Below are 12,015 nucleotides of genomic sequence, written 5' to 3' on the forward strand. Positions count from 1 at the left end.
CTCCTTGAATAAGTTTTAAGGGCGCAAGATATCAGGCGCTGTAGACAGTTCTTGAGAAGGAGCTTCGCGCACAGGTGGAACCCCTTAAAAATGACTGACAGATGAACAGGCAAAATAATATAAATTTATAGTAACTCAAAAAATAGAATGTCAACAATACTTAAAAATAAATTAGAATGTATTCATTTGTCAATGGAAGGGAAATCCCAACGATTTATAAAGTAAAAAGGACGAGCAGAGAATCTCTGCTTCGTCACTTCTTGGACTATATTACTGATAATTGTGTTACATCCGGATAAATCTCCATTAACAATCGTTCCTCAGTTTTTACAGTAACGTTTTATTGAGTTTTACCCATATTAATCAGACTGACATCAGACAATGTAATCGTGGTGTTTGCTACTTCATCACCATTGATCTTACCCATGTCAAACACAATTCGGCTGTTCGCATAACTCGCCTCGGTCGCCTGGAACGTAAATGTGAATTCTTGTTCTTCCGTGGTCAAATCCATTCGATCACCGTAGAATCCAGTCCATTTATAATTTGCATCAACATCCACCCAGCCAATACCGACGCCCAGCTTGCGTGCATGATCCGCTTTAGCTTTGAATGTAAGCTTATACGTGTAGCCCTGTTGCATCGCAAACCCTTCCTGGATCAATTGCCGATCCCACGGGTTCTCTCCGACTTGACCAACCCGTGCCAGTAACTGCTGATTTACCGCGCTGAGGGTCAAATCCTCCGGTTTATTACTTGCCGCATATGGGAACCAGCCGTTCGTTCCTTGCGTAAAGTCACCATTTTTGATCAGATTGACATGTACAGGCTGACCTCCCTCATCTGCGCCGGGGTTGACCTCAAACAACATTACATTTTGAATAGATACAACAGGATCTCCCGTTGGCACTGCAGGATTTCCTAAACCGAAGTTTAACATTACTGCATCATCCGCAGTATCTCCCATAGTAAAGGTATAGGCATAGGGCTGTTTCGTTGTTGTCAGTTCAGCGGTCTGTTCCATATACTTCACATCATCACTGCCTGTTTTGGATACAACCACCTGCATCGATTTTGGTGCCGATGCCGAAGCATCAAAGCTCAAACGATACGACTTACCTGCTTCAAGCGAGAGCTGTCCTTGTTGTAATATAGCGTCCCACCAATTTTGGGTTTCATTAGGCACAGTCAAGCTAACGCCATGCTCAGTGCTATATGTCGCATGGGGAGGATTGGTGTTGGGTGCAAGGATCCAATCCGATGTTTCTCTACTCAGCTCGCCGTTCTTTACTTTACTTTGTGAAATGTCCAGCCAGCGTGTGTTGTATTCGTTCCCTTCCAAATTCACGTAATACGTTGTTCCTGCTTTTAAAGGTACGGAAGGAAAATATACTGTTTTGTACGTTTGCCAGCCGCCTGTATCTCCTAACGTCAGATTAGAACTTGCCACGGTATGTCCTTCTTCATCTTTGACTGTAAAACGTACCTTTGCATCGGATTTTGCGCTTGCCATCCGTGTTGAGAAGGCATATGCACCTTCATTCGCTGCAGTAATTTTGAATTGAAGTAGATCCCCTTCATCCATGTAGCTAACATGCTCGCCGCCTTCATCGGAATTCTCAAGCTGTAATCCCTGCATCACGTAAGCATCTGCGGCAGGAATATGAGTATAATTCTGAATTGCTACCGGTTTGCCGCGTTTCGTCAGCCGCACATTATCGACATAAACCTTGCCAGTAGCCCCGCCAAATAAAAGTTTTAATGCTGATGTTGCTGTCGCTTCTCCCTCTCCGATCACAATTTCACCAGTGTATGTTTTCATCTCAGACCCGATCTGAAGCTGCTGTCCTTGATTAATTTGAACGTTATGGCCCTCCTCGGTAGATAAACCGATATCCATAACGCCTGTCGTATCTGCCTTGGCATCAAACGAGAACCCGTAGCTCGTGTTACCTTCCAGCTTCACACCAGGCTGAACGACGGCAACCTGTTCCGGTTGACCATTTGTTTTCTTCACATCAACAACAAGCTGTCTCTCCATGATCGGGAATTTCAAGAAGTTATTGACGGATACCTGTGCTTCAGCACCCGACTGAATGTCAGTGTTCCAGAAGCCGAGCCGTTGTTTCCCTTGATCAAATGTGCCATTGAATACGTAATTGCCATCCGGGAGTGCTTTTCGTTCCACTGGGAGTGGATCTGCATCAGCAATTTCCTTTAGCCTTACATTGGTTACCCATACATCGCCTTCGTTCAATCCTAGATTAAATTCGAAGCGTGCATTGTTGTCTGAACCATTGCGCATGTTGAATTCGTATTCATATGGTTGCCAATCCGTAGTGACTGAAAATGATTTTTCTTCAGAATAGTTCGTCCAGCTTTTCTCATACTGAGTTACTTTGGAGCGGATAACCCGATTTGCAGAAGCTTTTGCCTCAAACTGAACTTTATACTTTTTGTCTTTCTTGATATACATCGGCATTTGAGTCAGTTGAACCGAATACGTTTCAGTCCCTGCTTTGGCAATCGTTACTTTGGCTGCTTTGCCTTTCGCTTCATCCTCTACGACTTCAACCTTGCCCTCTCCGTCAGCATTTGTAATGAACTTCCAATCGACAGGAACACCATTGGCATCTGCACCTTTAGTGAAGCGTTCATTATAAATCTGGTTATCATCCGCTTGCGGTGCGCGCTGCTGCTCAGGCTCAATCGGACTGGAAGTTACGTCAGGCCATTGATCCATATTTTTATACGAATACACTCGCACAAAATCGACATTCATCTTCTCGGAAACAAAATCATTTTCCGGTGATCCCGGCCAGTCTCCCCCAACCGCAAGGTTGAGAATGAGATAGAACGGACGATCAAATGGTGCAGGGAATGTGTAGCTTTCCGGCTGTCCAGCCGCCGTTGTCTGCCAGTTGTTAACCTGATGATGCAGTTTGCCATCCACATAGAATCGAATCATGCCAGGCAACCATTCTACCTGGAAATCATGATATTCATCGGCAAAAGATTCACCTTGTTGCAACGTGAACTTGCCTTGATCATGTCCGTGAGAGCCATCGGCTTTCTTGGAATCATAATGAATGGTGCTGTAAATCTCGTGATCTTTGTTTTTACCGCCGATCAGCTCCATGATGTCAATCTCACCGGAAGCAGGCCATCCTCCATAATGGGCTTCATCCGTAGGCATCATCCAGATTGCCGGCCACATGCCCTGTTGGATGGGAAGTTTCGCTCTCACTACCACTTTTCCGTACGTCCAGTCGCCCTTCTCTTTCGTAATCAGTTTGCCTGAAGTATAATTTTTGCTACCCTTCTGCTCCCGCTTTGCTTCTATCTGTAAAACATTGCGGTTGCCGTCCTTCACAATGCGTGTGTTATCCGGGCTGTAATATTGTAACTCATTGTTATACACAAGCTCCGTATCCTGCACGGTCCATTTGGATGCATCCACGGAAGGCGCATTGAATTCATCATTCCAGACCATTTCCCAATGCTCATCCGGAATCGTTGTTGCAGGAATCGGTTTTTCACCTGAAGGATTACCCGGTAAGGATGGTGTCGTTCCTCCTGAATTGGAAGAGCCGCCCCCACCTGTACTAGAATTATTGCCACCGTTAGAAGTACTTGGTGTAGCAGCATTTGGTTGCTCGGACTGTCCTGTCCCAGGCGTAGTGCCATCCTTGTATTGTCCTAGTGCAACCGTTTTCCCATTAAGCGATACGCTCGCGGCATCAACTTCTAGAAGCTTGATATGACCTTTACTATCAATAGCCGTATTACGGGCTTTACGGTTTACTTTTAATGAATTAATGGTACCCTCGGCAGACAAATCAACTGTAGCCTTGTTTGCGACATATAACTCTTCAACCTGTGTTGTTCCTGTGATCTTCACATGTACTGAACTTGTGTTTTTGTCTACCACAACTCGATTCAATTTGGAGTTATGAATATCGATAGAATGGCTTCCTCCGCCTTTCACGATTACACTTCCAGTGACCGTTACTCCGTCGAGCGCCACGGTACCTTCTCCAATGGCTTCTGTAAGGAGCAAGTTTCCGTTAACTGTTGTATTTTTCAGCGTCACATCGGTTGAGCGAACGATCAGATTTCCATCTACATTGGATTCATAGGTGCCGGGTTTGCTATGAATATCTGCTATCAACGTAGACATGATCGTAGCAGCTTCTGCTCTCGTAATATTGGATTCAGGTGCCAGATTTCCATTGTATCCGTTTACAATTTTGTTATTCACGAAGTAGTTCATCGCATTTCTTGCATAGTCAGCTAAATCTTTGTCGTCTTTAAATGCAGAACCGAGCGGTTGATTCTCGCTGCCTGTCGATAGTTGAAAAGCACGATCTGCCATCACGACAGCATCTTGCCTAGTAATCGGAAGCTGGGGAGACAGATGTGTTGCATCGATACCCTGAATAATGCCAGATCCACTTGCTCGTGTGATTGCATCATAATACCAGTCTTTTTCACTAACATCTGTGTATGATGCCGCTCCGGGGCCTCCTGCGAATCCGAACACCCGGTCGAGCATCACAACAAATTCGGCACGGCTAATACGTTCACTCGGTCTGAATGTGCCGTCCGCATAACCTTTAGTCAGCGCCATATCCTGCATACGCATCACTGCTTTTTCAGCCCAATGCCCTTGCAAATCTTTGTACGGCGCCCGAAGCAGGCTTGACGCCTGCTCCTGCTCCGTTACCGTTTGCTGCTTCATCTGTTCTGCACCGACTACAGCCGGAGCTGCCAGTGAAACGATCATGCTTCCTGCTACGAGACAAGCCAACCCTTTTTTCACTCATATTCCTCCCTAGAATGTGTGGTCACTTGCAGGGCAGTACTACTCTTTTACTGCCCCAATGACGATACCTTTAACGAAAAAGCGTTGTAAGAATGGATATATGACCAAAATCGGCAATGCCCCGATGAAAATCTGTGCTGCGCGAACCGTACGCTGGGAAACATTCTCCAGCATGGATGGGTCCACGTTGATTTTACTGAGGTCTTGCTGCACGATAATGGTTTGTAGCAAGGAAGCCAGTGGGTAATTTTTGACATCGGACATATAGATCATGCCGTCGAACCAAGAGTTCCACTGACCTACCATGGTAAACAAGGATAAGGTTGCTATCGCTGGCATGGACAGCGGTATATATACTAGCGCCAGCGTTTTAATGTGACCTGCTCCATCCAGATAAGCCGCTTCCTCCAGCTCTTTAGGCAGACCGCGGAAGAAGTTCATCATCAGAATGACATTCCACACGGACAGTGCACCTGGCAATACCAGCGCCCAGATCGTATCCATCAGACCCAGTTTTTGAATCAGAATATAACTCGGGATCAAACCTCCGCTGAACAAAATCGTAAATACAAAGAACCAGGTGTAGATCGAGCGGCCTTTGAAATTGAGATCTTCCTTCGACAGCGGGAATGCGGTAAGTAACATAATTACCATACCGATCACGGTAGCAATGACTGTTCGTTTAACCGAAACTAGCAAGGAATTAATGAAATTTGAATTGCCGAACGTTTTGACATATGCATCTGTCGTAAAGCCAATTGGCCAGAAGCCGACAAGATTGGCTGATGCTGGTGCCATGCTGCTGAACGAAACGGCCAAAATATGAATGATAGGCAGAATGCAAAGCAGTGATAATACGCCAAGGAAAATATAGTTAGCAACGCTGAATATTCGATAGCCTTTTGTTTTGTAATACAAGCCCTTTTCTCCTCTCTACTAGAACACGCGGTAATTCGCCAATTTGTAAGCCATGCGATATGAGATAACGATCAGAATCGTTGCCACGACCGATTTGAAAAGTCCTACAGCCGTTGCAAAGCTCATTTTGCCGTTCAGGATACCAAGACGGTATACGAAGGTATCGATGATATCACCTTTGTCATAAACTAGCGGGTTGTACAGGTTGAACACCTGATCGAAACCTGCATTCAAAATGTTTCCGATGGAAAGTGTCATAAGTACGATTGTAATTGGCATCAGGGCCGGAATTGTAATGAACAGCGTTTGTTTGAACCGGTTTGCGCCGTCCACTTCCGCAGCTTCGTACAGTGCCGGGTTAATACCGGACAGAGAAGCCAGAAATACAATCGTGCCGAAGCCAAATTCTTTCCAAACATCACTAACAATCAGTGTTATCCGAAACCATGTTCCATCCCCGAGGAAAAAGATCGGATCTCCACCGAGTGCAACCACCAGTTTGTTCACCATGCCGCCCTGCGGCGAAAGAATATCAAGCAATATTCCACCCAGGATTACCCATGATAGAAAATGCGGAAGATACACCAGTGTTTGACTTACCCTTTTAAAGGCATTTAAACGAACTTCGTTTAACAAAATCGCGAACAGGAATGGAGCAATTAAACCTGCGATTATTTTGAAAAATGCAATGACCAGTGTATTCCAGATGACCTGGCCTACATCCGGGTATAAAAATAAATACTTGAAATTATCCCAACCTACCCATTTGGATTCGGTAAATCCGAGGTATGGTTTAAAATCCTGGAAAGCAATCACAATCCCGCCCATTGGTATGTACTGAAATACAATTGCCAGCAAAACCGCTGGTACGAGCATCAAATGCAAGGACCAATTCCGTTGCATGTTCCAGCGTTGTCTTGCCTTGATGGCACGCCCCTTGCGAGGCGTTTCTAACGTATGTTCCTTCACCCCTACATCCCCCATGTTCTAAAATTTGTATTTTACAAGTGGATATGAACTTGTATATTAAAATTATAGCAACGGTTATTAGCAATCTATATCCTAATATTGCAACAACGATAACAATATTTTAATGAGTTGAGGAGGCCACGCATTGTTCGCTCGTCTAAATGTCTTTACCAAAATTACACTGTTGTTTGTAGCATTGCTTGTCCTGGTTTTGTTTCTTTACACCTATTCAAACCGGGAAAGTGTACGGGTGATCGAACACGAAATTCAGAACAATACCATGAATCATTTGTCCACTTTTGCCGACTCTGTAGAATCCAACATTTACCAACTGTCTCTATATGGAATGTCCATTGGGCAAGATTCGAGCATACAGGAATATCAGCGGCCGGATTACAAAGATGTGCCTTATGAACGTGTCAAAGTTGGAAGTGCTATTCTTGAAAAAATGAATCTGTACAATGCAGCCAGTAAATGGCATTCCACCATCACCCTTTATTTTCCGAGGTTGCAAAAAGTCATTTCCACGGATTATTATGCTTATATCCCGTATGAAGAAGATGAATTTTCCAAGCCACTTTCGAAATCATGGGCATATAAGCATAATCAATTTGAGTGGTACACGACCGATCCAACGACAGCGATCGACACTCCTGGGAAATCGAGACTGATTACCAAAATCAGCTTTCCAGTACATCATTTGATCAGTATGCTGGATCAGAACAAATTGAATAACAACGGTGATCCCTTTATGTTCCATCCCGAGTTTGGCTTAATTAGCAACACGAGTGGAAATGGCACATTGACTGCGATTCAGTCGAAGCTGAAAGAGATGCCGTTGCAGGGAAAAGGCGGATTCACTACGACGCTTGACCGCACAGAATACTATGTTTCGTACATACAGTCAGGCAGTCTGGGATGGTACTATGTAGACTACGTGCCTATGCAGCAAATTCTAGGGCCGATTACAAATAGTCGTAATCTATTCTACGCTTCCATAGCCGTTCTAATTGCCATGAGTGTTGTGGTGTTGTATGTGCTGTATCGTAGCGTGCAGCTCCCATTGCTTCAACTGGTGAAGGGAACGAACCGTTTGTCGACTGGAGATTTCTCTGTTCGATTACATCATTCTTCACGTAATGAATTCAGTTTATTGTTTGCACGATTTAACATCATGGCACAGCGAATTCAGGAGTTGATTGAGAACGTGTACGAAGAACAACTCCGAAGACGTGAGGCCACACTGAAGCAGTTACAATCACAGATTAATCCGCATTTTCTTTACAATTGCCTCTTCTACATCAAAAATATGGCGAGGATGAAAAATGAGAAAGCCGTTGTGGCGATGGCGCTTAATTTAGGTGAGTATTATCGGTACATCACAAGGTCCGAAAATGATCAGGCCACCATCAAAGAAGAGTTGACTATGGTGAAAAATTACCTGGAAATTCAGGCACTTCGGCTGGAACGCATGCATTTCACCATCAATGTGCCGGACGATATGCTGCATAAAACGTTACCCCGTTTAAGCTTACAACCTATCGTTGAGAACGCTATCATTCATGGCATTGAGCCCCGTACTGAAGACGGTCATATCAACATAACAGGTCATCATACGGAGGAATTCTGTACGATCACCGTCGAGGACAGCGGGCTGGGTATGACCGAGAATCAGATGCAAGAGTTGGTTGATAATCTTAACAAACCGCTCGATGGCAACATGGGATGCGGAACTTGGAATGTTCATCAGCGTTTGTCTTTTTTGTATGGTGAAGATGCGGGTCTAAGCTATGAACATACGCCTGGCGGAGGCGTCAAAGTAAGCATTACATGGTACAACAATATCAATGAGTAGGTGAAGTACATGTTACAAATTTTGTTGGTTGATGATGAACGTTCGGTTGTAGAAACGCTAGCGGAAACCATTCCGTGGGAGAGTTGCGGAATCGGTACTGTACACGAAGCGTTGTCAGGTGCCGTAGCACTGGAAATTATGGAGAATCATGATATTGATATCGTCATCACTGATATTCGCATGCCGGAGATGTCCGGTATTGAGTTGATCACGGCAATTCACGAAAAATGGTCACATGTGYAGACCATTTTACTCTCGGGGTTTGCCGACTTCGAATACGCGAAACAAGCGATGGCTCAGGAAAGCTTTGATTATTTGCTCAAGCCTGTAAGTGATGAGGACCTAATCGAAACCGTACAGCGGCTTGTTGACCGGATCAAACAAAAATGGGAAGCGGCTGCCTCTTATCAACGTGCCTTACATGCATTCCAGGATAACTTACCATTATTGCAATCTACGATGCTTCATGAATTGCTGACAGGCAAAACCTATTCTCCCTCAACGCTCGCAGACAAGCTGGAATTGCTAAATCTGCCTTATTCGGTTGGTGAGGAGCTGGGCATGCTAGTCATTCGAATGGAAGAACATCTATCCGAGATGGCTGACAATGATCTTTCACTAATGCAGTATGCCATTAGCAACATTATCAGCGAGGTGACGCAGCAGCATTTTCATATGTGGCATACACGGGATGTCCATGATTATTTGGTTGTACTGGTTAGTGTCAAAAAAGGCGGCACACAAAGTGTGAGCAAAGAGGAAAAACCTCAAGCGCTGCTGGAACATTACGCTGCCCAAATTCAGACAAACGTTCAGTTATATTTAAAAGGGGCTATTTCAATCGCAGTCTCTCACTGGGGCAAGTTCCCTAATGAAATTGGAGAAATTTATGAGGGTGCTGTCAGATCCATGCGGAAACGTATGGGACATGCACAGGGCTTGTTCATTACGGCTTCAGATGATAAGGATGTACACCCCCTCCCTGCCATCCGCTCTCTGTACAAGCCTCCAACCCTAATCAGTCTTTTGGAAGCTGGTCGCTTTGACGATGTGGAAAAGAAGATTGAGGTTATTTTCGAAGAATTGCTCGAATCGGCGCAGCATCATGATATCGCAGAAACGACGATTGAGGTTTATCATGCCTTGGCAGGAGCTTTTGCTTATATCATCCATAAGAACGGAAAACAAATTTCTTCTGTCCTGCCTGCCGAAACGTATAAATACTTTCAAGCTCCAAGCTATGCTACCGCCCAGCAGTTGAAAGACTGGTCGATCCGCACACTGCATTCCATCAGTGAAGACGCAGAACAAGAGCTTAAGGACAATCACAGTACCATCGTTCGCAGTGTCAAAAGCTTTGTGGACCTGCATCTGGCTTCCGATGTTTCCTTACCGGCTATTGCCGAACATGTCCACCTGCACCCTGTGTATCTTTCCAAAGTGTATAAGGCGGAGACTGGAGAAGCGTTGACAGCTTATGTCTATCGTTTACGGATGGAAAAAGCTGCTTACTATTTGCGCTCGTCAAGCGCCAAGGTATTCGAAATTGCGGAGCTTGTGGGTTACAACAACACGGCATATTTTATTCGGGTATTTAAAAAGTTTTACGATCTGACACCGCAGGAATATAGAGAGAATCTGCCGGTTTGAAGCAAAAAGGCCTCGCTGGAATGATTTCCAGCAAGGCCTTTTCTTTGTACTTTCCTACCTGCTTCAGCAGCTTGGTTAGAACGAAATAGCGGATAAGATTTAGTTGCTTAACTCGTACTTACTTTCCGCTAGTAACAGATTGGTACCACTCATTAACTTCCTTCGTATTTTGATCACCACCGGAAGAGTTCCACTTCTCTACAAACGTATCAAAAGCATCGATCGGAGCTTTACCATAGATGATTTGCGAGAACAGATCCTTCTCCATTTTGGTTAAGATGTCGTTGTTCATTTGCATTGACATCGTTGGTGCACCTGTGAACATCTGTTTTAAAGAGATATCTTTTTGATCCTGAACAATCTTGGCTGCTTCCACCATTGGTGCCGGCACGCCAGACTTGAGTTTTTTCTCGAATGGTGTTGTTGCTTCTTCACCGTTAGCAAACTTCGCAAGCGTAGTCATGTTCAGACTCGGGATACGTGCACCATCAAACGTTAAGGTGTATTTCTCAGGAGCATAACCGCCTGTCACACTAGCATCCGTTGTTGGTTTGCCGTCTTTCATTGCCCAGTCATAACCTTCAGCGAAGCCATGTTCGAATTCATCACCTGCTTTTGGATTTGCATAATGATCAAACAGGTAGTTTTGATATGTGAAAAAGACTTCTGGGTTCTTCATATCTTTGTTAATCAGAACTACACCGTTGTCGTTCGCGGTACCGCGTCTGCCAGCCTTGCCATCAGGTCCAGATGGAATCGGGTAAGCTTTGTACTCCGCTTCCGGATTGTTTTTCTTCACATCTTCGAGCGGCCATGATGGCATCCAGTGAGGTCCGACAACAATGCCTGCTTTACCTGCCGTAAACTCTTCTGCTGCTTTGGTTTCATCGTATACCCCGGCTTCTTCTGGAATGTATCCTTTTTTCATCCAGTCAGCCAGTGTTGCCAAAGCTTGTTTTGCTCCTGGATTTACAGAACCGTATTCCAGTTTACCTTCTGCGTTCAGATTCCACTGATTTGGCATCGTGCCGTAGGCTCCGAAGACCCAACCTGCATCAGACATCCATGTGCTGAGCCAGTTTTTGAAGCCGATGGTCAGACCGTAGGTGTCTTTTTTACCATTCCCATCCGGGTCTTTATTCGTAAACGTTTCCATAATCACTTCAAGATCAGCCAGCGTTTCAGGTGCTTTCAAATTAAACTTCTTCATCCAATCTTCGCGAATCCACATCACTGGATCACTATTGTAGGAGTAATCCAGAATCGGAATACCAATCCGTTTACCATCCTGCATGTAAGGATACCATACGGAAGGATCTTCATTCACGGCAGCTTTCCAAGTTTCACTTGCATATTGATCAAACAATTCACCAGCATCAACGAACTTGCCCGTTTCAATCAACTCACGTGCCAGATTGAAGTCACCGCGATACGAGATGATGTCCGGCATTTCTGCATTGGAAGCCAGCGACAAGCGCAGCTTCGTTTCAAACGCGTTGTTGGTCGATGGTGACACCCATTGATTTTTCAATTCAATACCGAGCTTGTCTTTTGCCCATTTTGTGTGCACGTTATTGTCCTGATCTTCACCAGATTTGAATTTGATTTCGGGTCCCCAAGGACGCAAATAAGTAAGTTTGACGGGTGGATCATACTTCCCGTCCTTCAATTCCAGTGCAGCACTCGGTGTGCTTGGTGCAGCCTCTTTACTTGCTCCACTGTTACATCCGCTTAGAACTGCTGTAAGCGCCAACATTCCTGCCAAAGCCAAACCGCCAATCTTTCTTTTCTTGATTGT

6 protein-coding genes are annotated in these 12,015 nt (G+C 44.8%); 2 read left to right on the forward strand and 4 right to left on the reverse strand.

The window, feature by feature from the left end; all coding sequences use genetic code 11:
• Positions 1-340: 340 nt before the first annotated feature.
• Genes AB4Z30_RS03170 through AB4Z30_RS03180 form a run of 3 tightly spaced genes read right to left on the reverse strand, consistent with a single transcriptional unit; the run spans position 341 to position 6,712 of the window.
• The gene (locus tag AB4Z30_RS03170; RefSeq protein ID WP_441923229.1) at positions 341-4,822 is read right to left on the reverse strand and encodes a carbohydrate binding domain-containing protein; all 4,482 of its coding nucleotides are present in this window, start codon (positions 4,820-4,822) and stop codon (positions 341-343) included.
• A gap of 42 nt (positions 4,823-4,864) precedes the next feature.
• Positions 4,865-5,743 (reverse strand): carbohydrate ABC transporter permease, encoded by an 879-nt coding sequence (locus AB4Z30_RS03175; protein WP_123063459.1) that lies wholly within the window; start codon positions 5,741-5,743, stop codon positions 4,865-4,867.
• 18 nt (positions 5,744-5,761) lie between these two features.
• Complete coding sequence (locus AB4Z30_RS03180; RefSeq protein ID WP_441923231.1) at positions 5,762-6,712, reverse strand: ABC transporter permease; 951 nt, start codon at positions 6,710-6,712, stop codon at positions 5,762-5,764.
• 145 nt (positions 6,713-6,857) lie between these two features.
• Between AB4Z30_RS03180 and AB4Z30_RS03185 the strand changes: the two genes are divergently transcribed.
• Together AB4Z30_RS03185 and AB4Z30_RS03190 are read left to right on the forward strand one after the other, a co-directional pair.
• Positions 6,858-8,567: a sensor histidine kinase gene (locus tag AB4Z30_RS03185; RefSeq protein ID WP_441923233.1), complete on the forward strand. Its 1,710-nt coding sequence runs from the start codon at positions 6,858-6,860 to the stop codon at positions 8,565-8,567.
• A 9-nt stretch (positions 8,568-8,576) separates the two neighbouring features.
• A complete protein-coding gene (locus AB4Z30_RS03190; protein WP_441923235.1) occupies positions 8,577-10,217 on the forward strand; it encodes a response regulator transcription factor in 1,641 nt (546 codons plus the stop codon).
• A gap of 118 nt (positions 10,218-10,335) precedes the next feature.
• Here AB4Z30_RS03190 and AB4Z30_RS03195 read toward each other — a convergent pair whose 3' ends face one another.
• Entirely contained in the window at positions 10,336-11,973 is a 1,638-nt protein-coding gene (locus tag AB4Z30_RS03195) for an extracellular solute-binding protein (protein ID WP_441924175.1), read from the reverse strand.
• Positions 11,974-12,015 lie beyond the last annotated feature (42 nt).

Source organism: Paenibacillus sp. 2TAF8, from assembly GCF_052114825.1.
Taxonomy (GTDB): domain Bacteria; phylum Bacillota; class Bacilli; order Paenibacillales; family Paenibacillaceae; genus Paenibacillus.